The sequence below is a fragment of the Peijinzhouia sedimentorum genome, assembly GCF_049340005.1.
Classification (GTDB): Bacteria; Bacteroidota; Bacteroidia; order Cytophagales; family Cyclobacteriaceae; genus CAXBDP01.
In genome coordinates, this window is sequence record NZ_JBMPIY010000005.1 from 146,954 (window position 1) to 170,122 (window position 23,169).

Genomic DNA, 23,169 nt, shown 5'->3' on the forward strand with positions numbered 1-23,169 from the left:
TTCACAGATTAATTAAGAAAAAAAATCAGAACAAAGTAAAGACTTATTAAGAGAATCTCATTCTTTATTTGCTTCAATAATTTCCATTTTCTTTTGATTTAGGGTTTCCTTAGTTATAAACTTCCCTTGTACTATAGCCCCTTCAATTGTCTGGAAATTTTCAACAGCTTCCAATGGATTCGCATTTAGCAAAACTAGGTCTGCATCAGCACCAACCGTTATTTGTCCAAATGTTTCTTTTTGCTCAAAATATTCAGCAGCGTTCACGGTTCCAGTTTTATAAATCTCAAATGGCGACATTCCAGCTCTTGCAAGTGCAGCCATTTCATGATGCGTTGCCACACCTGGTACATTCAATATTTGTGGTGAATCAGAACCTAGCACAAATGGAACTCCTGCATCATGCAGCATCATTAGCATTTCTCTACGGAAGGCCAGATAATCCTCCAATTTCTCTTTATTCGGTTGCGAATTATCAAACATGCGCTTTTGGCGAAACCAATTAGCTCTCGTTCCAACCGCCATTAGCTTAAATTCTTCCATCTGTTCAAATTCCTGAGCTGATGCAGGTCCCATCCAGCGCTCAAAAAGGCTTTGGGTGGGTACAATCCAAGTTTTTTGAGCTTTGGTCATTTTCACCAATTCATCCATTTTATTTCTGTCGATATGCTCAATCAGATTGACACCAAATAGACCTGAAACTTGTGGATCGAGCAATGATTTGTCGCTTACCAAAGCTTCGATATAACCATCCATGTGCTCAATAGAACGATATCCTCCCGCCAATGCATGCACCAAACCTACATCTACAGATACATGTCCGCCATAAAAAATATCTTCATTTTGAGCTGTTTCGGCGATAGCATCAAATTTCGGCTTATCTAAGCCAGGGTGTAATTTTAGGTGATCATAATTAGCAGCGGCTTGGTCTTTCACCATTTGGCGCCCCTTTTCTGGATTCTCTACCGAAGTGCCATTAAGAGATGGTCCAGCAGCAAATATTCTTGGACCAACTAGTTCGCCATTGGCAATTTTCTCTTTCAGCACCAAATGATTTGGATGGCCGATCATTCCTCTAACTGTAAGCACACCATGCATCACATACAGCCACATGGTTTCCTCTGCGAGCTCCATGTTATTTGGAATGTGTGAATGAAATTCGGATAAGCCAGGGATTAGATACTTTCCTTTGCCTTCAATTATTTGATAGTTTCCATTATTTTGAAAATCAGCAGAATTGGAGATGGATTCGATTTTTCCATTTGAAATTAGAACCGTCTGATTTTCCAGCAATATCTCCCGATCCATAGGAATAACATGGACATCTGTGATTGCTATTTTCTGTGAAAAAGCGGGAGGTAAAAAGAGGATTACTGCAAGTAAACTAAGGGTGAGAATTTTGAAGTAAGCTTTCATGTCAGTTGGATTTTATACCAATTTACGAAAGCTTACGGATGAAATGTTATCTAATTTTAAAAATTCAATGTTTGGCGTATTCAAATACTTCTTCCACTTCCACCAAGCCTTGAGGATTGATTTCTCTCAAAAGTACTTTTTTAGTTTCGTTGATCAGCAGCGGATCATAATTGGCCATTATTCGAATGTAGTTCTCAGTAAAGCCCTGCATTTTTCCATCTTCCACATCCTCTTCGAAGAGCACAGTGAATTCTTTGTCTAAATTCTCTTCGTAGAATTTCCTACGCTTTTTGTCAGATAAAATCCGCAACATTTTGGAGCGCTTCGCTCTTTCCTTCGGTTCCACAAATCCCGCCATCCTTTCCGCCAAGGTATTTGGTCTTTCGGAATAAGTGAAAACATGCAGATAGGAAATGTTGAGAGCATTTAAAAACTCATAAGTTTCCAAAAAATCAGTTTCAGTTTCGCCTGGAAAGCCCACGATTACATCTACGCCAATGCAGGCATGCGGCATGTAAGATTTTATGCTATTCACCTTCTCTACATATAATTCACGCTGATAACGCCTGCGCATCAGCTTCAAAATCTTGTTGCTACCTGATTGTAGCGGCACATGAAAATGCGGAACAAAGCTTCTAGACTTTGATACAAATTCAATAATAGGATCGGTCAATAGATTTGGCTCTATGGATGAAATCCGGAATCTCTCTATGGAATTTACAGTGTCAAGTTGCTTTATTAAGTCAATAAACTTTTCCTCCCGCTTTCCTTCGTTCCAGCCAAAGTCGCCAATATTTACACCTGTGAGTACTATTTCTTTTACGCCTGTTTCGCCAATGGATTGTGCGCTTTTTACAATATTTACAATCTTATCACTTCGGCTTTCTCCTCTCGCCAATGGGATGGTACAGAAAGAACAAGAGTAATTACAGCCATCTTGTACTTTCAAGAAAGTACGTGTGCGATCGTGGATAGAATGCGCTGCATGAAAGGTGTTAGCTTCCGCTATTTCAGAAGCTAATATTATGGACTCAGGTTTTTTCTCAAAAGCGGGAATCAAATCTAAAAGCTGAAACTTCTCCGCCGCCCCAAGTACTGCATCAACACCGGGAATTTCAGCTATTTCCTTTGGCTTTAGTTGAGCATAACAGCCGACTATAGCCACAAAAGCATTCGGGGATATTTTTTGCGCCTCCTTTACAATCTTCTTGCATTTTTTATCTGCATTGTCTGTTACAGAGCAGGTATTGATAATAAATACATCAGGAGAATCGGTGAAATCTACCTTGCGGAAGCCTCTATCTTCAAATTGCCTTGAGATGGTGGAGGTTTCTGAAAAATTGAGCTTACAGCCTAGAGTATAAAATGCCACTTTTCGCATGGCGCAAAGGTACAAAAAAGCTATTTATATTTTTCGCGGGGCTATTTTTAAACCAAAAGGAGTGATTTTTTAATCGACTTTTCAAAAATGACCATTTTTCAGACCCTACAATTTTTAAATTTTTGTAAAAATTTCAGATGATGGGTTAAAAAAATATCCTATAGAGTATTTTTAGACAAAAATTCTCGTAGCTTTGGGTAAAATTTTAACCAACAATGTCAAATCTACGATTCCAAGCAATTGCTCAGCTCCAAAAGAGACAAAAAGTAGTGGTAACACCACCATCAGGTAAAATTTCCGATTACTTCGGAATGAACGTATTTGGTTCAAATCAAATGCGATCTACACTTTCGCCCGATGTTTTCAAAAAAGTAGAAAGTGCCATCAAGCATGGCAAAAAGATTGACCCTGAAACTGCCGATGCGGTAGCAGCAGCAGCCAAATCTTGGGCGATGTCCAAAAATGTAACTCATTATACCCACTGGTTTCAGCCCTTGACGGGACTTACTGCTGAAAAGCACGATTCGTTTTTCGATGCTTCTTCAGGTATTGAGAAATTTAAAGGTAGCACATTATTGCAGCAAGAACCGGATGCATCATCCTTTCCACATGGTGGCATCAGAAGTACCTTCGAGGCACGCGGCTATACAGCTTGGGATCCAAGTTCGCCAATGTTTATTTTCGATGGTACATTATGTATCCCAACCATATTTGTGTCATATACTGGTGAGGCACTAGATTATAAAGCACCATTGCTCAAAGCGATTGATTTGGTGAGCAAAGCGGCAGTAGATGTAGTAAATTACTTTGATCGAGCGGCTACAAAGGCGATTCCACAATTGGGTTGCGAGCAAGAATATTTCGTTGTTGATAAGGCTTTATATTCTGCTCGTCCAGATCTGGTGATGGGTGGCCGTACGGTTTTTGGTCATAATCCAGCTAGAGGACAGCAGCTTGAAGATCATTATTTTGGCTCTATTACTCCTCGTGTATATGACTTTATGCGCGATTTTGAAATAGAATCTTTGAAGCTGGGAATTCCAGTAAGTACACGTCACAATGAGGTGGCTCCAGGCCAATTCGAAGTGGCTCCATTATATGAAGAACTGAATCTTTCATCCGATCACAATAGCTTGCTTATCGACGTTATGAGCAAGGTTGCTGACCGTCATGGGTTGAAAGTATTGTTCCACGAAAAGCCATTTGCAGGTTTGAATGGGAGCGGAAAGCATAACAACTGGTCATTGGTGACGGACACAGGAATCAACCTTTTCCAGCCAAGCAGCAGTGCAAAAGAGAATTTACTGTTCTTGACATTCTTTGTGAATACAGTGAAGGCTGTTTTCGAATACAATGATTTGCTAAGAGCTTCAATTGCTTCTGAAAGCAACGATCATAGATTAGGTGCAAATGAAGCACCTCCCGCTATTATGTCGGTATTCCTAGGCTCTACAATGAGTAGTGTATTGGATGAGCTTGAAGAAAAAGGCAATGTGAAAATCGAAAAAGGCGATAATATGTATATGAAGTTGGGTATTGATAAAATCCCTTCTATTATACTCGATAATACAGATCGTAATCGTACTTCACCATTTGCATTTACTGGCAATAAGTTTGAATTCAGAGCAGTTGGTTCTTCTGCCAACGTAGCAGGACCTATGACAGTGCTCAACCTAATTGTAGCTGAGCAATTGACGCAATTCAAGAAAGAAGTGGATGCCTTAATTAAAAAAGGTAGCGATAAGCGATTGGCAATTGTAAAAGTGCTTCGTGAGTATATCAAATCTTCAAAAGCGGTTCGTTTCGAAGGAGATGGCTATTCTGATGAGTGGGCAAAAGAAGCTGAGAAAAGAGGCTTGAAGAACATCAAAAGTACACCAGAAGCATTTGATGTATTTAATGATAAGAAGACCTTGGATCTATTCACGCGTAATGGAGTGATGAACGAGCGGGAGGTACATGCCCGTACCGAAATCATGCTCGAAAGCTATGTGAAAAACGTTCAAATCGAATCGCGTATGATGGGTGATTTGGCATTGAACCACATTATTCCAACAGCGATTGCTTATCAGAATATTTTGATTCAAAACGCAAATGGCCTTAAAGGTTTGGGGCTTGACAATTCAGCTGTTGTGGAATCCATTCAGACTATTTCAAAGCACATACATGCCATCAAAGTGGATGTGGATAAGATGATAGACGAAAGAAGAAGAATCAATAAGATTGAAGATTCTAAAGAACGAGCACTTGCTTATTGTCATGAAGTGAAGGAGAGATTTTTCTCTGAAATCAGATACCATGTTGACAAGCTCGAACTATTAGTAGATGACGAACATTGGCCACTTGTGAAATATAGAGAATTACTTTTCTTAAGATAATTTGATTGGGGTTTTATAGCAAAAAAGCAGACTGGGGAGTCTGCTTTTTTTTTTTTGGTTAATCTCTTCTTTTTGAAGAGAAATAATCATTAAAGGTATAAATAGGAGTCAACATTTTAGGGGAATTACTTATCGTTCAAATAATCATTGCAGGTGGGTTCGTTTCGTTCATGACACCCTTTCTTCTTAATTCAGGTGGTTGTGCGAGTCTGAATGCCGTAGGTAGTAGGCTCATCTACGGTCGGTAAATTGATTTTGTTGGAAAGACAGCAGGAACTAAAAGTGAATTTTTTTTAATGAGTGTTTCATTTATTTTGAAGATTTGTAATCCTTTCCTTTGCGGTCAAATGTATAAAAACCAGAAAGCTTAAACTCCATAGCTGTAGTTTATGTATCAGGTGCTTGTTACCCCAAACCATTGTAAGGAATACTAATAAGTCTTTGATGGAAAAAGAATATTAGAATAGTTTTCAATTTGTCTCGAAAAAGATTGAATTTGTTTGAAGAAGGAAATACAGCCAAAAAGGGAGACAAATGGGATCACGTGTAAATGTGCGTGAGTAGAGTTGAAAGATCTTAATGTCCTGCTCAACTACAAAAAGGAAATTTTTTAAACATTTATCTAAATGAAAGAAAAAATTATAGACAAAATCAGATTGATCCTACAAAAAGGCTCTGATAATAAAACGCGTGAATCTTCGAGCCGTTTTTTCAAAAAAGGAGAGAAAGCATTAGTCTATGGAGTAAAAACAGCCCAAGTCCACAAAATCGCAAAGGAGTTCCTTGAACAGATAAAAACGTATTCCAAGGAAGATATTTTCGCTATTTGCGAAGAACTTTGGAAATCCAAATATCTTGAAGAGGCAATTGTTGCTTGTAAATTTACAGAGTCTTTAAAAAATCAATATGAACCTTCTGACTTTAAAGTGTTCGAAGGCTGGGTCAATAAGTATGTAAACAATTGGGCAGATTGCGATACGCTTTGTAATCATACGATTGGAACTTTTATTATGATGTATCCCGAATATCTTAGCGAATTAAAGAAATGGGCCAAATCACATAATCGATGGACAAAAAGAGCTTCTGCAGTAACATTGATAATACCTGCAAGAAGAGGGCTGTTTTTAGAGGAGGTTTTTGAAATAGCAGACACCCTTCTTTTAGATAATGATGATATTGTACAAAAAGGCTATGGTTGGATGTTGAAAGCTGCAAGTGAAAGTAATCAAAAGGAGGTTTTTGATTATGTGCTATCTAAAAAAGAAGTAATGCCAAGAACAGCCCTTCGCTACGCAATTGAAAAAATGCCTATCGAATTAAAAACCATGGCAATGAGGAAATAGAAGAGACTGCCCATAACAACTCTGTTTGCTTTGGACACGAATATTGTCTAATTCAGAAACCCACTCCTATAACATTTATGATGTTGTTTAAAAAGCTTTAAGTAATAGATAGACTCGTATTGGAATAGTGTTATGTTTCAAAAACCTTGTCTCGCTGGGAATTTTATCGGTATAAAAATGAGCCCTTCAAATTGGTCGAAAGATAAATTTTATTCTGACTAATCAGATAATTCATCTCAAATAATAATTAGCCTCCCAAATAAGAAATGAGAGGCAATATTTTTTACCCAAAAATTTACTTTGGGTTTGTGCCAAAACCGCTCATGGGCAATGTTACACTGTTTTCGTAGATTTTAAAAAAGGTTGACGGATCTATTTCCAAGAAAATAGTCAAAGAGAACCAAACAGATAAAGGCTGCAGCGGATTTGACAGCTGGAAGCATTGGGTGTCGAAGCTTTTCTGCCATTTCGTCAAGAGTACTTTGGTACGAGATATCTCCACTGGTTTACACTTTGTCATTAGTGATTTAATCATCCTGCATTGCTAAAGCTGCCTCTAAATCTAGTATTGGTTATCAAGACAAGCGCAAGGATACAAACTTATTCAAACATCTTTATTTTTCTCTGTTGAATAGTTTAGGATATCAGACTTCATTGAAGCTATTTAATCTCAAGATTAAAGGTACTGTTTACTTGTTAGAAGCACTGATACCTACTGAAAACCTGCTTTTTGAGAATAGAATTGATCTGCGTCTTTGAAAACTTACTCATTGTGATAACAACGAGCTAAAGATTCTTTAAATTTAGAGAGCCTGAATATTTCAGCTCAGTTCCAATCCATACTATTTTCGATTCACAATATGGGTAAAGGACGCTGTATTCAAAAAATGAAATTTACATGAAAATGAAACAAGCAGCGCACGATCTCATTTCCGAAATGAGAGCTTTCCTTAAAAAAAATAATTTTGAACAAAGCTACCTTGACGATGAGCTGTTAAATGCAGAGTTGTTTAGCTATGAACAGATGGATCGTTTTGGGAAAACACTGGCTAAAACTCACATACTTAGTCCAAAACCTGCGCAAGACCATTTACTCAAAAGGCTTACGGATAATGAATTAATACTGAATCAGGTTCGAAAGCTGATTAGCGATGCTATAAAAAAGAAATACCAAATTTCTCCAGCCAGTGAGTGGCTGATTGATAATTTCTATTTGATAGAAGAGAATATCCGCAATGCCAAAATCAATTTTCCGAAGGGTTATAGCGAAGACCTGCCTCAACTCTCGGGTGCAGCTTCTGGAGGCATGACACGTATCTATGACATCATTCAACAAGTGATTGCTCACAGCGATGGAAGAATAGATATAGAAAGCCTAAGTGGTTTTATTAAATCATATCAGACGATTACCCATCTCAAGCTTGGAGAATTATGGGCAATCCCAATCATGTTGAAGCTTGCATTAATTGAGAATCTCCGACGTATTTCGACTAGGATTGCAATAGATAGGATGGATGCTAACGTAGCGAATTATTGGGCGCAGGAAATGATTGAAACCTCCGAAAAGGATCCAAAGAACCTGATACTTATTATTGCTGATATGGCTCGGTCTAATCCACCAATGGTGGATGCTTTTGTTGCTGAATTGGTTCGGCAACTACAGGGTAAAGGTCCTGATTTGGCATTATCGCTAAACTGGATTGAGAAGAAATTAGCTGAAAGAGGTTTGACCTGCGAAGATCTTGTGAATTCGGAAGTTCAAAAGCAGGCAATCAGTCAGGTGTCTATGAGTAATAGTATTGGTAGTCTTCGATTACTTGATGCAATGAACTGGCGAGATTTTGTTGAGGAACATAGTATTGTTGAGCAAACGCTTCGCAAAGACATCAATGGCATTTATGGATTAATGGACTTCGCTACGCGCGACAGATATCGGCACGTTGTTGAGCATATTGCTAAAGAAAGCAAAATTGAGGAATATGAAGTTGCAAATATCGCCATCCAACTTGCTTATGAAAATTCAGCTGCCAGTGCTACAGATAATCGCTATTCCCACGTTGGAAACTTTCTCATAGGAGAAGGAATTCGTCAAACTAAAAAAGCAGCAAAAACTCCAGTCTCATATATTCAAGCAATTGAATCATTCTTAAAAAGACACAGATTCTTTTTTTATCTGTCATTTGTTCTCTTCACGACACTTTCAATCAGCGCTCTCATTTTAATACTTGTGAATGGAGTGGTAAAAAATAATTGGTTGCTTTTAATAATTGCCATTCTTGCTTTGCTATCATCAAGTCAACTTGCAGTATCAGTTGTCAATTTTATTTCCACATTATTGGTTAGGCCTCATCTGCTGCCTCGAATGGATTTCTCTAAAAAAATCCCTGCTGATTCCCGTACGTTGGTAGTCATCCCAGCAATGTTATCTGACATAAAGGAATTAGAAAACTTAACCGAGTCACTGGAAATTCGATTTCTGGCAAATCGGAATGAAAATTTGCATTTCGGATTATTAACTGATTTTACGGATGCAGAGCAAGAAACACTTCCGAAAGATCGAGAACTTGTTGAAGCTGCAATACAAAAAATTGAAGCCCTAAACCAAAAATATAAAAGAGAAAATAGTGATTTGTTTTTTCTCTTTCATCGTCCGAGACGTTGGAATGCTCAGGAAAATGTATGGATGGGTTATGAAAGGAAACGCGGAAAACTAGCCGATTTGAATTCCTTTTTACGTGGCAATGCTAAAGATAGATTTTCGCATGTCATTGGCGACCAATCTGTGTTTCCGAACATCAAATATGTGATTACTCTAGATGCTGATACACAACTGCCAATGGGCACAGCTTGGAAATTAGTCGGTACAATGGCTCATCCATTGAATCGTGCTTGGTATGATGAACAGAAAAAACGCATCACTATAGGATATGGCATACTTCAGCCCCGTGTTACAAACAGCTTGCCGGATGAAACGGGCTCACTTTACGCTCGTATGCACGGAAATGAGCCAGGAATTGACCCTTACACTCGAGCATCATCCGATGTTTATCAAGATCTGTTTGAGGAAGGTTCTTTTATTGGTAAAGGAATTTACGAGGTGGACATATTTAGAAAAGTATTGGAAGGAAAGTTTGCCGAAAACAGCATTCTAAGTCACGATCTAATTGAAGGTTGCTTTTTGCGATCGGGACTCGTAAGTGATGTACAGTTATTCGAAAAATACCCAACCCGCTACGATTCAGATATAAAGAGGCGTTCTCGTTGGGTTCGAGGTGACTGGCAGATTTTCTCTTGGTTTTTGCCGTTTGTTCACTTGGCGGATGGATTGTGGCACAAAAATCCAATTTCAGCACTGTCCCGCTGGAAAATTTTTGATAATATCAGACGAAGTGTAGTTCCTTTAGCGCTTACTATTCTACTGATTTTAGGATGGCTGATTTTGCCAACTTCCTTATTGTGGACTCTTGTAGTAACAGGTATTATTGTTTTTCCTATCATATTTTCTTCAGCGTGGAACGTCATCCTTAAACCGAAAGATGTTAACATCGCTCGACATGTTATAAATTCCGCAAAAAGTATTCTGGATATCTTTTATAAAACGTTGTTTGCACTAGTCTGTCTGCCCTATGAAGCTTATGTAAACACAATAGCCATTATCCGCACGATTTGGAGAAAGCTGATTACCAAGAAGCATTTACTCGAATGGAACCCTTCGGGAAACCCAAAGAATATTAATAGCATAAGTCCAAGAGCATCATATTCGAGCATGTGGATTGAGATTGTTCTTCCCGCAGTTTTAATATTTTATTTTTTGAATACAACTCCCGAAAAGGTAATCACCGTAGGGCCTATCGCTTTGCTGTGGTTACTTGCTCCACTGATTACCTGGTGGATGAGCAAGCCATTAGCGAGAAAGGCGGCGGCTATCTCCGAAGCTCAAAATATTTTTCTTAGAAAAGTGGCAAGAAAAACCTGGGGTTTCTTCGAACAGTTTGTCGGACAGGAAGACAATTGGCTTCCTCCAGATAATTTTCAAGAACAACCACTTGAAGTGATAGCCCATCGAACGTCTCCCACTAATATTGGACTTTCTTTACTTGCCAATTTAACTGCCCGCGACTTTGGTTATATCAATACTAGACAACTAATTGAGCGAACTGAAAATGCCTTCAACACCATGAATAGGATGGAACGATTTAGAGGTCATTTTTTTAACTGGTACGACACACAATCGCTAACTCCATTATTTCCAAAATACATTTCAACAGTGGACAGTGGCAACCTAGCCGGACATCTGCTTGTATTGCGTCAAGGCTTAATCATTATTCCATATCAAAGAATATTTAGCCCGAAAATTTTTGAAGGTATTCAGGATACTTTCCGTGTGCTAACTGATAACTTGTATGAACATAATGATGAAATATTACAAGATTTCAAAAAGAAATTAAAAAGTGCCTGCAAACAAGATTTCAATAATAATATTATTGAAGTAAAGCAAAAAGCGGGAGAATTGATGCAAACCTTTTTGGTTGTTAATGATCAGTTAAACAGTGATATAGATAGTGAGGCCTCTTGGTGGATGGAGCGGCTAAAATTACAATTGGAGGGTTTGAACGAAGAGATGCAAATTTTCTCACCTTGGGAGCTATTGCAAACTGCGCCTTCTACATTCAAGAGTCTCGTTTCATCAAACATACCTTCAACTCTGACCGGATTGTTAAAGACCTCCCGGGAAATTCAAGAAGAAATAGTAATTCTACAAACATCGACTCACACGATCGATGAATTGGAATGGCTTGAATCATTTCGTACAGCCTTAATACAGTCCATTCAGCAAGCAGAAATGCAAATTTCAAAGGCTGAATATCTTGCTCAACATTGTAGCGAATTGGTGGATTTGGAATGGGATTTTTTGTTTGATGAAACATGTAAGCTATTTACCACTGGCTACAATGTGCTGGAACGATATGCAGATGCTAGTTATTACGACCTGCTGGCTTCGGAAGTCAGACTAGCAGTTTTCACAGTCATTGCTCAGGGTAAACTACCAGAAGAAAGTTGGTTTGCCTTAGGGCGCTTATTGACCAGCGTAGATGGCTCGCCTGTTTTGCTTTCTTGGAGCGGCTCTATGTTCGAATACCTTATGCCGCTTTTGGTTATGCCCACTTACGAAAACACGTTGCTCGATCAAACAACTAAAGTTGGGGTAGATAGCCAGATTAATTATGGCAAAAAGACTGGAAAACCCTGGGGTATTTCGGAGTCTGGATATAATATGCTGAGTGCTGACTCTCATTATCAATACAGCGCATTTGGCGTTCCTGGTTTGGGATTGAAGCGAGGGCTCGAAGGTGATTACGTAATAGCTCCCTATGCTACCGCACTTGCACTGATGGTGTCTCCAAAAAAGGCTTGCAAAAACTTAGAACTACTTCAAGAAAGAGGCTTTGAAGGAAGATATGGATTTTATGAAGCCATTGATTTTACACCATCGCGTTTGCCTCGTGGGTTAAATCATAAGATTGTATATTCGTTTATGTCGCATCACCAAGGAATGAGTTTGCTCTCAATTGCGTATCTATTGCTTGACAAACCCATGCAAAAATTATTTGAAGCGGAACCTCAGTTTAAGGCAGCTCTTTTATTACTTCAGGAGCGCATACCTAGATCTACCACCTACTTTGCACATACAGCGGATGAAGCCGAAATTAGTTTTGAACCAGTTACCATTGAACCAAGAATATTATTCACTCCAGACACCCCTGTTCCCGAAGTACAGTTACTTTCCAACGGTAAATACCACGTTATGGTCACCAATGCGGGTGGTGGTTACAGCCGCTGGAAAGATTTTGCAGTTACTCGCTGGCGAGAGGATGTAACCTGCGATAATTGGGGAACATTTTGTTATATCCGCGATTTGGATAGCAACGAATTCTGGTCGAATACAAGACAGCCAACACTTCAGAAGGGAGAAATTTATGAAGCGGTATTTGCTCATGGCCATGTAGATTTTCGTACATTAAATAACGAAATAGAAACTCATACTGAAATTGTAGTATCTCCAGAAGATGATATTGAGATGCGGAGGCTTCGTATATCAAACAACTCTTCCATCAAGAGAAGTATTGAGATTACCAGCTACGCAGAGGTGGTGCTCGCTCCTACCGCTTCCGATTTGATGCAGCCAATTTTTAGCAATCTTTTTGTGCAAACGGAAATTATCCCACATCAAAATGCTATTCTCTGCACACGAAGACCACGATCTAACCAAGAGAATCCTCCGTGGATGTGCCATTTAATGACAATGCATGGAAAAGTTCCAAAAGCCATATCCTGTGAAACCGACCGTACGAAATTTATAGGTCGCGGAAATTCAATTGTTAATCCGCAAGCTATGATTAATCCAGGGCCATTGTCAGGAACATCGGGAGCTGTATTAGACCCAATAGTGGCAATCAGATATAAAATTACACTAGCGCCGGATGAGACCATTACGCTAGACATAGTTACGGGTGTAGCTGAAACAAAGGAGGCTTGCAAATACCTGATCGAAAAATATCAGAATAAATATCACAAAGACCGTGTATTTGAGTTAGCTTGGACGCATAGCCAGGTGGTGCTGCGACAAATCAATGCATCGGAAGGAGATGCGCAATTGTATAACCGGCTTGCTGGTTCAATCCTGTTTACTAACCCATTATTTCGGGCAGCCAACGCTATTCTTATTAGCAATTACCGTCAACAATCAGGACTTTGGGGTTATTCCATCTCAGGAGACTTGCCTATAGTATTGTTGAAAATTGAGGATCAGGCTAATATAAAATTAGTGAGGCAGTTATTACAGGCGCATGCTTACTGGCGTTTAAAAGGGCTGGCTGTTGATTTGGTAATATGGAACGAAGACCATGGAGGATATCGACAGATTTTTCAAAATGATATACTTGCATTAGTTCCAGTAGAATTACGGGACAGACCGGGAGGCGTTTTTGTAAGAGCGGCAGATCAAATTTCCAACGAAGACAGAATCTTGTTTCAAAGTGTTGCTCGTATCAATATTTCTGATAGCGGAGGCTCATTATCTGAACAGCTTAAACGCAATGCACCCGCTAAGCTGGCAATTCCTTATCTTACAATGGAACAAAATTATTCTCAAGTATTTACGGAAATTCCCTTACCAAAAAATCTGAATTTTTATAATGGAATTGGTGGCTTCTCTCCCGACGGAAACGAGTATGTCATTGTCACGGATCGTAAAAAGATAACTCCTGCGCCCTGGGTGAATGTCATTGCTAATGCTGGTTTCGGAACGATAATTACTGAAAGCGGAGGCTCTTACACTTGGATTGAAAATGCACATGAATTAAGATTAACACCTTGGAATAACGACCCAGTAAGCGATACTTCAGGTGAAGCCTATTATCTTCGAGATGAAGAAAACGGGCACTTTTGGTCTGTCTCTCTGCTACCTGCAGGTGGAGCTTCGTCCTATATTACGCGCCATGGATTTGGATACAGTGTTTTTGAACACAATGAAGACGGTATTTATTCAGAAATGACGGTATATGTTGATTTGGAAGCAGCTATCAAATTCACAGTTATTAAAATTCGCAATCAATCTGGAAGAATGCGTAAGCTATCTGCTACTGGATATGTAGAATGGACCCTTGGGGATAATAGGGCAAAAACTGCAATGCATATCCGTACTGAAGTGGATGTAGACACTGGAACAGTGTTTGCGAAAAATCCTTATAGCACTGAATTTTCCAACCGTGTGGCATTTTTTGATACTGACGCCAAAAGGAAGACTTATACGGCTGACCGCACGGAATTTATTGGTCGCAACGGAACCTTGCGAAATCCTGATGCCCTGTATCGACAAAAGCTGTCAGGGAAGTCTGGACTAGCTTTAGACCCTTGTGCTGCGATACAAACGCCTTTTGAATTAGCGGATGGTGAAGAAAGGCAAATTATTTTCACCCTTGGTGCAGGAAAGAACAATCATCGTACAAGAGAACTTGCACAGAAATTTCGTGGAAAAGAGGCAGCGTCAGAAGCTTTTGAAAAAGTGAAAAACTATTGGAAACATACCCTCGGTACCTTGCAAGTAGAAACTCCGGATGCGGCCATCAATGTGATTACAAATGGCTGGCTTACTTATCAGATACTTTCATCAAGGCTTTGGGGTCGTAGTGGATTTTATCAGTCGGGCGGGGCATTTGGTTTCAGAGACCAGTTGCAGGATGTGATGTCATTACTTCCAATAGCTCCACAATTGGCGCGTAACCAAATATTGCTAAGTGCATCACGTCAATTTATAGAAGGAGATGTACAGCATTGGTGGCATCCTCCCATTGGTCGTGGTGTCCGCACTAGGTGTTCAGATGATTTTCTCTGGTTGCCTTTTGTAACTGCTCAATACATTTCCTTTACTGATGATAGAGCTATTTTAGATGAGCCTGTGAAATTTTTGGAAGGAAGATTACTAAACCAGGGTGAAGAATCTTATTACGACCTTCCAGTTCAGTCCAACGATACGCTACCACTTTATGACCATTGTGTTCAGGCAATCAAACATGGATTTAATTATGGTGAAAAGGGATTGCCATTAATTGGTGCCGGTGATTGGAATGATGGTTTAGACAGAGTAGGAGATAAAGGCAAAGGCGAAAGCGTTTGGATGGCATTTTTCTTTTATGATGTTCTGATCCGCTTTGCAGAAGTTGCCAGGATGAAAAACGACGCTGTGTTTGCCGATGAATGTGAAAGACAAGCCTTGAACCTGAAACAAAATATTGCCTTGCATGCCTGGGATGGAGAATGGTACAAACGCGCTTGGTTTGACGACGGAACCCCACTAGGAAGCTCACTTAGCGAAGAGTGTAAAATTGATTCGATTTCGCAAAGCTGGTCTGTTTTATCTGGAGCGGGAGGCACGCAGCATTCCCTCATAGCGATGGAGTCGGCGTATGAAAATCTGGTGAAAAAGGAAATTGGAATTATTCAACTGTTAGAGCCGCCTTTTGATAAATCTAATGTCTATCCAGGATATATTAAAGGCTATGTGCCTGGTGTGAGAGAGAATGGTGGGCAATACTCGCACGCGGCAGTATGGCTGATTATGGCATTTGCTAAATTAGGTGATAATAAAAGGGTTTGGGAATTATTGAATATGATCAATCCGGTGAATCATGGCAAAACTCCTGAAGAAATTGCTGTGTATAAAGTAGAGCCGTATGTTATAGCCGCTGATGTGTATGCAAACGAATCCCATGCCGGGCGTGGTGGTTGGACTTGGTACACAGGCTCAGCAGGTTGGATGTATCGATTGATTGTAGAATCCTTCCTTGGACTGAAACAGGAAGCTGGTAAACTAAAACTTGCCCCTTGTATCCCAAAAGAATGGGAGTCATTTAAAATTCACTACCGTTTTAAAAGTGCAGTTTACCATATCACGGTTACGCAAAAATCAGGAATTCCGACTATGCAGGTTGTGGTAAATGGAGAGGTGCAAGAAGATAATATGATAAGACTGAATGATGATGCAGCTGAACATGATGTTCAGGTGGTATTAGTTACAGAATAAGAAGGGATAGATTTGAAAACATTCACTTTAATGAAACCTTCTTTTCATGTTTTCCTTTAACCGGAACTGTGGTTTTCTTTGTTCAGATGGTTTTTTATAAGATCGCTCTGAAGTTTCAGTATTATTATCTGATCCTTTCTGAGTAGAAACTGTACTACCTTTGGCTGGTTGATTTATTGACTTGTAATCATATTGCTGATTTTGGTTGTCAGTCTGGGTATTATTCATTTCAGTATCCCTTAAAATAGTGTAAACAAAAGTATTTGTAATTTCATAAATAGACGTTACATGCTTTTTTGAAAATGTTGCTTAATTCACAGGTTTTTCACTTCTATTTCAGCTGTTAAAAAAGATCAATTTCTTTTTTCAAAAAAGCTTTTTCAAGGTATTAATAACTGTTATTATCAGCTATGGTCTGGAAACAATCTGGGTTAAAAAATGAATTTGGAACAATCTAGAAATGTATTGAATTCTAGATTTAGAAAAGCTGTTGTTCTATACAGATTTTGTAAATGTAGAAAGTAGTGAACTGGCAAAGGATTGTAAAAGTGGAATTAAACTCCCCAATTTAATTTTTTTGACTACCTATATCTTAGGTGGAAGGTGGATTATTTTTTTGGTTTAAATGCGCTTGTAATCTACTTAAACCTCCCGCTTTTTTATATTTAAAGAAGAGCCAAAAGCAAAGATATGTGTTTGCAAAATTTGTAAAGTATTACATCTCCATGCTTGTTCAAATTTGGAATTAAAAACTTGTTAAATAAACACTTACCGTTTTTATCAACATAAAAACCCTTTAACCTTCAAGAAAAATTTTAGTATTACAAGAGTTGCCGTTATAATTTCTGATATTACTAAAAGTTAATCGAGTAGATTAAATTATCTGCCGGATGCTGTTCGATTTCTACAATGAGATTACCACCTGAATGAACATGAAAGAGAACAAATCAAAACCTGCTACCTCTAGTACGAGCCCGAAATCAAGAAGGAAATTTCCTGTAGTGGCTATTGGTGCGTCAGCGGGAGGATTAGAAGCAATGATGGAGCTATTAAAACATCTTCCAGCAGACACAGGCATGGCTTTCATTTATGTACAGCATTTAAGCCCTGATCACAAAAGTATGCTGACTGAGATATTGTCTAAAAAGACAAGAATGCTAGTGCAGGAGATAGATGACATGGATAAAATCACGCCCAATAATGTTTTTGTGATTCCGTACAACAAAGGAATTGAAGTAACTGATGGACATATAAAATTAATTCCACGATCAGAAAGTAGCGTAGCAATATCGATTGATATCCTTTTCTCTTCACTTGCACATGCACAGAAAGAAAGAGTGATAGGCATAGTTCTTTCAGGTAGTGCAAGCGACGGCACATTAGGTTTAAAGGACATCAAGCATGAAGGCGGATTAACTTTTGCTCAAGATGATAGCGCAAAATTCACCAGCATGCCTCACTCCGCAATTTCCGCAGATGTGGTAGACTTTGTTCTGTCACCAAAAGAAATTGCACTAGAGCTAGCACGACTAAGCAAACATCCATTTGTTAAAACTGAGTCTACAAAATCGAATAGTGAAGACTTAATTGACAATAGTAACCCTGATTTAAAAATTATTCTCAACCAGTTGTATAAAGCTACAGGTGTTGATTTTAGTGCCTATAAAATGAACACTATCAAAAGGCGGATTATTCGTAGAATGTTACTCTATAAAATTGCTACGCTCAAACAATATGCAAAACTGTTGACCCAAAAGAACGAAGAAATTGACATTCTTTATCAGGATTTGCTTATTAATGTTACTAGCTTTTTTCGTGATACTGATTCACACAAATATTTGAAATCCAGTTTGTTTCCGAAATTACTTAAAAGGAAAAACTCAGGAGAGCCACTCCGTATTTGGGTGCCGGCATGTGCAACAGGCGAAGAAGCTTATTCGATAGCAATGATATTGCTGGAGATCCAGGAAAGCCTGACTACTAATATCCCTATTCAGATTTTTGCGACTGACCTAAGTGGAAATGCAATAAACAAGGCTCGCATTGGTGTATATTCCAAGCAGGAGTTACAAGCCGTTTCGCCAAATCGCATTAAGCGTTTCTTCACAAAGACAGACAATAGTTTTCGAGTGAATAAGGTAGTGCGCGAAATGTGTGTCTTTGCACAACATAATATTTTAAGTGACCCACCTTTTTCGCGTCTTGATTTTATCAGCTGTTGCAACCTCTTTATTTATTTGGATACTGCGGCACAAAAAAAAGCGGTCAACACTTTTCATTATGCGTTAAACGAGGATGGATTTTTAATGCTTGGCAAATCAGAAAACATAACCCAATCAGCCAATCTATTTACGATAGTAAATAGCAAGTTTAGGATATTTTTGAGAAAAATTAATTCAGGTTTGAAGCGGATGCCTGAACTTTCCCCCCGCTTTGGACAACATACTGTATCTGATAAAAGAATACCATTAGGAAGTCGAAGTAAATCACAAATAAATGTTTCTGTTTCGCAACAAGGACTGGACGATGCCATTGATAACATTCTTGTTTCAGAATTTCTACCTGCATGCGTTGTTATTAATCACCATCTGGAAATTGTTCAGTTTCGTGGTACAACCGATTTATATCTGACGCATCCAAAAGGAAGAGCCACTTTTAATATTTTGAAAATGGCACGGCCGGAAATAGCTTTTGAATTGCGTAATGCTATTTCAAAAGTCATAAAAACGAATCAATCATATCGCAAAACTGGGATTGAACTGAAAATTAATTCGGATGAAAAGATTATAAGTCTAGAAATTGTTCCACTTGAAATAGAATGGAGCGAACCTTTAATTCTAATCATTTTTACCGAGCATGATCAAGTAGAGATTTATGCGCTTCAAGAAAATAGCGAGAAAAGTAATTCACTCGCGAAAGATCGAAGAATTAAAAAATTAGAGCAGGAATTAGCCACCGCTCATGCGGATGCTCTATCTATCGCTCAAGAACAGGAGGCATTTACCGAAGAATTGCAAAGTGCCCATGAAGAAGTGGTTTCGAGCAATGAAGAGCTACAAACCGTAAATGAGGAGTTGGAGACTTCAAAGGAAGAGATAGAGTCGGCAAATGAAGAACTCTCTACCACCAATCAGGAATTGCAAACTCGCAACGATCTGCTTTCTGAATCTTATGAATACTCGGATGCCATAGTTTCCACTATGCATGAGCCTATGCTTGTTTTAGGAAAGGATCTTCGGGTTAAATCAGCAAACAAAGCATTTTACGAAAAATTCGGCGTCACTGAGGATCAAACCCTTGGTGTGCTACTTTATGATTTGGGTGACAAACAATGGAATATACCTGCATTAAGAGAATTGCTTGAAGACATTATTCCAAAAAATTCTCAATTCTATAATTACGAAGTTAAACACACCTTCTTGGATTTGGGTGAAAAAATAATGTCGCTCAATGCAAGTAGGGTAATTCAAAATACTCATCGCGAACAATTAATTCTTCTCGTGATCGCAGATATTACAGAAGTAAGAAATCTAATAGTAGAGAAAGAATTGAAAGAAAAGGAGTTGCTTAATAAAGAAATAAGCGAACGGAATTCGGAAAAATTACTTTTAGAAAAAGCTGTACAGGAAAGAACACGGGAATTAAAAGAAGCCAATGAATCACTTGAAAATAAGAACAACGAACTTTTAGCGATAAACAAAGAGCTAGAATCATTCACTTATGTTTCAAGTCATGATTTGCAGGAACCGCTCCGAAAATTACAAATATTTGCAGGTATTATTTTAGAAAAGGAAAATCATAATTTATCTGAGAAGGGAAAAAGCTATTTCCATCTTATGCAGCAATCGGCCGAAAGGATGCAGCAACTTATCCATGATTTACTTGCTTTCTCACGTATAAGAGATGCTGAAAGAAAATTTGAAAAAACTGATCTGAATATAATTATTGAAGAAGTAAAGATTGAATTGAAGGAAGCCATTGCTGAAAAAAAAGCCTTAATAGAAGTGAAGGATATTTGTGAGGTCAATATCATTCCATTCCAGTTTCGGCAACTTATGCATAATCTTGTAGTCAATGCGCTTAAGTTCTCCAAGCCTCAAACACCGGCTCACATAATTATAGGTTCCAGAAATAGTATGTCTGAAAAATTAAAGGTAAAGGGGCTTTTGCCCAAAAAGGAGTACTGCCATATCACTGTAAGCGATAACGGTATAGGTTTCGAAAAAGAATTTAGGGAAAAGATCTTTGAGCTCTTCCAAAAGCTTCACGGAAAGGAAGAATATGCTGGTACGGGGATAGGCCTTGCTATTGTTAAAAAAATAGTTGATAACCACAACGGCATTATCACTGCGACTAGCGTAGTGAATAAAGGAACCTCATTTAATATTTATATTCCAGCTTCTACTTAAAACATATTCACCGTGAAAAACGAACCATTCCTTATTCTGATTGCTGATGATGACGAAGCTGACCGTATGGTTTTTGCCGAAGCATTTTCAGAATTGAAAATTAAAACTGTTGTCCGTACTGTAAATGACGGAATGCAACTAATGAAATGGTTAAGTGAGAGAGAACCTCCATTACCTCATTTCCTTTTTCTAGATCTCAACATGCCGCGTAAAAATGGACTAGAATGTTTGAAAGAAATACGAGAAGATGAAAAGTTAAAGGATATTTTCGTAGCCATTTATTCAACATCTGATAGTGAAGATGATATTGAGGAAACATTCCTTTCTGGAGCGAATGTGTATATTACTAAACCCAGTAATTTTAATGTCCTCAAACAACTATTGCATAAGGTTGTTTCGGCTACTTTTATATATGAAGGAAACACCTTTAATAGGAAAAATTTTTTAATGCGGGTTTAAAGATTTTAGAGCTTTAATACATGGGATTCAGCTACTAATGCGGCTTATCAAAGGCTCAAATTATTTGCTTTTGTTTATGTAAATGATTTTTTGGTGATACTATAACAATGTAAACTCCTTTGATGTATGAAAACAAAACTTATTTCAATAGCGCTGATCTTCTTTGTAATAAGTTGTAATGCATTGCAAGAAGACACCAAAGTGGATAGTGAAAAGGATGAGGAAATCACTATCAATCCAGATAGTATTGTGGTTGAAGAATCATTAGAAGCGATCTGGAAATACGACTTTAACGAACAGACTGAAGAATTTGAAGTAAAGCAATTAAGGTCGATTGAAAGTGATGCCATGTCTGGTGAGATTTTAGAGGAAATTATTAATAAATCATGGCCGAGAGTTCAGATTGAATTTACTAGAACTTCTAATGACACAGTATTTATTTCTATTCCAGACAGTGAAGCACTAACACAACAAATGGGCAGTGCAGGAGCGGAGAGTTTTATGATTTCGACTACATTTTCCTTTACTGAATTAAAAGGAATTAAGTATGTTTCTTTCGATTTTACCGAAGGAGACCACGCTAGACCAGGTGTTTATAGTCGGGAGTCGTGGAAAGGAATTAAAGTTAAGTAGAAGAATGTCATTATTGAGGTTAATAAGAACCGTTATCACAGACTCTCAATTATGAGGAGAAGCGGGAGGGACAATCAACACTTCCTCTCTATCCACCATTACTTGCCCAGGAGCACTTCCTTTGGGTTTTCGTATATATTTTCTGCTGGTATAAATTACAGGGCAGAGCGTGTCTGATTTAGCCTTAGAATAATAGGCTGCCAAACCAGCTGCTTTTTCTATTACTTGCAGGGGTACTGGCTTATTGCCTTGCTTTTTGATAATCACATGTGAGCCAGCTACCCCACGAGCGTGGAGCCAAATATCATCTTTATGTGCATATTTTTGCGTAAGCTCATCATTTGATTTAGAATTCTTGCCCACCCAAACTTGATAACCATCAATTTCAAATTCTTTGTAAGGTTTAATCTCGATTTTTGCTTCTGCTGATTTTTCTTTTGTAAATGCTTTCAATCCTCGCATTGCTTCAGCATTAGCAATTTCTTCCTCCCGCTTTTTCCAATCTTCAATCTGCGACTGCTTCAGCAAGATATTTTCTTCTAGTTTGGCTATTTCAATTTTTCTATTCTTTGATTTACGATAGTAGTATTCTGCATTTTTTTGGGGACTCAAGTCTGGTTTCAACTTTATTGTAATTGGCTGATTTCGATAAAAATCATCCAGTGTAACTTCCTTTTCGCCCTTTTTAATCATGTGTAAGTTAGCCATGATTATATGCCCAATTTCCTCAGGTACAATGTCGTCTTTGAGCGAATTTAACCTTATCTCATTCTTTTGAATATAGCTGAGTCCACTTTTTATTTTCTTTTGGATATCACCCAGAAGCGACTTTTTTTGTTGCCTCAATCCACCCACAGACATGGTCTTTTGGTTATAGAAGTTGAGTGCTTCTATTACATCAGTAAACTTATTATAATCAGCTGTTTGTGGCCAAAACCCTAAAGTGATTTTATCATTGATTTGCTCAATAAAAAATTCATTTTTGCTACTCATCGATTGGAAGAAATCTTCCAATGATTTACTTCTATCTACAAGGCTGAGCTCCTGCCAATTATCATTTATAATATACTTAGCCAAAGTATTATCAAGCACTGGAATCGCCTTTTTTAATGACTGAATATCTTCACTCTGAGCAGCAGCTTCCAAATCAACATTCCCAGCTAAGCTTTCGATGGTGATTTCATTATCGGCTTCCATCGAGTTTTTGAACAATGTGATCACTTTGCCATTTTCTATTCCGAGCAAATTGCTTCTTCGCCCATGCATTTTGAACAGCAGCGATTTACCCTCTTCAAAATGAATAATAAACGAGCGATCGAATGGTACCATTTCTATTCTGAGGATTCTAAGGTCTAGAAACTCTTGAAACAAATCGACACTATTTCTACCCTTTCGAGCGAAGTCTGATGGAAATGAAAGTCCGGTTAGTTCTCCATGTAAATTAGCACGGATGGTGAAATCAGCCTCATTATTGGCAAATTGTAGAATCAGTTCCTCCTTATTTTGTGAGAATGCAGCCATCAGTTTCATTCCGATAAGTATGGTCTGAAGCCTATGCACCAGAAGC

General features: G+C 38.4%; 10 protein-coding genes. 7 read left to right on the forward strand and 3 right to left on the reverse strand.

Features of this window, described 5'->3' with window-relative positions:
- Positions 1-57: 57 nt before the first annotated feature.
- A complete protein-coding gene (locus tag ACOXY8_RS09425; RefSeq protein WP_458331328.1) occupies positions 58-1,416 on the reverse strand; it encodes an amidohydrolase family protein in 1,359 nt (452 codons plus the stop codon).
- Between the two features lie 64 nt (positions 1,417-1,480).
- Complete coding sequence (gene mtaB, locus ACOXY8_RS09430; protein ID WP_458331329.1) at positions 1,481-2,797, reverse strand: tRNA (N(6)-L-threonylcarbamoyladenosine(37)-C(2))-methylthiotransferase MtaB; 1,317 nt, start codon at positions 2,795-2,797, stop codon at positions 1,481-1,483.
- Positions 2,798-3,012: 215 nt separating this feature from the next.
- Here mtaB and ACOXY8_RS09435 point away from each other — a divergent pair, with 215 nt between their 5' ends.
- The 7 genes from ACOXY8_RS09435 (at position 3,013) to ACOXY8_RS09465 (ending at position 21,602) form a co-directional block, all read left to right on the forward strand.
- Positions 3,013-5,175, forward strand: coding sequence for a glutamine synthetase III family protein (locus ACOXY8_RS09435; RefSeq protein WP_458331330.1), 2,163 nt, complete (start codon positions 3,013-3,015; stop codon positions 5,173-5,175).
- Between the two features lie 626 nt (positions 5,176-5,801).
- Positions 5,802-6,518, forward strand: coding sequence for a DNA alkylation repair protein (locus ACOXY8_RS09440; protein WP_458331331.1), 717 nt, complete (start codon positions 5,802-5,804; stop codon positions 6,516-6,518).
- Positions 6,519-6,904: 386 nt separating this feature from the next.
- Positions 6,905-7,066 (forward strand): DUF4372 domain-containing protein, encoded by a 162-nt coding sequence (locus ACOXY8_RS09445; protein WP_458331392.1) that lies wholly within the window; start codon positions 6,905-6,907, stop codon positions 7,064-7,066.
- Positions 7,067-7,416: 350 nt separating this feature from the next.
- Positions 7,417-16,101 carry a GH36-type glycosyl hydrolase domain-containing protein gene (locus ACOXY8_RS09450; RefSeq protein WP_458331332.1) on the forward strand — a complete coding sequence of 2,895 codons (8,685 nt, stop codon included), beginning with the start codon at positions 7,417-7,419 and terminating at the stop codon, positions 16,099-16,101.
- 932 nt (positions 16,102-17,033) lie between these two features.
- Positions 17,034-20,510: a chemotaxis protein CheB gene (locus ACOXY8_RS09455; protein ID WP_458331333.1), complete on the forward strand. Its 3,477-nt coding sequence runs from the start codon at positions 17,034-17,036 to the stop codon at positions 20,508-20,510.
- A 12-nt stretch (positions 20,511-20,522) separates the two neighbouring features.
- A complete protein-coding gene (locus ACOXY8_RS09460; protein WP_458331334.1) occupies positions 20,523-20,969 on the forward strand; it encodes a response regulator in 447 nt (148 codons plus the stop codon).
- A 126-nt stretch (positions 20,970-21,095) separates the two neighbouring features.
- A complete protein-coding gene (locus ACOXY8_RS09465) occupies positions 21,096-21,602 on the forward strand; it encodes a hypothetical protein (RefSeq protein WP_458331335.1) in 507 nt (168 codons plus the stop codon).
- A 45-nt stretch (positions 21,603-21,647) separates the two neighbouring features.
- Here the strand turns inward: ACOXY8_RS09465 and ACOXY8_RS09470 are convergent, their stop codons facing one another.
- Complete coding sequence (locus tag ACOXY8_RS09470; protein ID WP_458331336.1) at positions 21,648-23,123, reverse strand: NFACT RNA binding domain-containing protein; 1,476 nt, start codon at positions 23,121-23,123, stop codon at positions 21,648-21,650.
- Positions 23,124-23,169 lie beyond the last annotated feature (46 nt).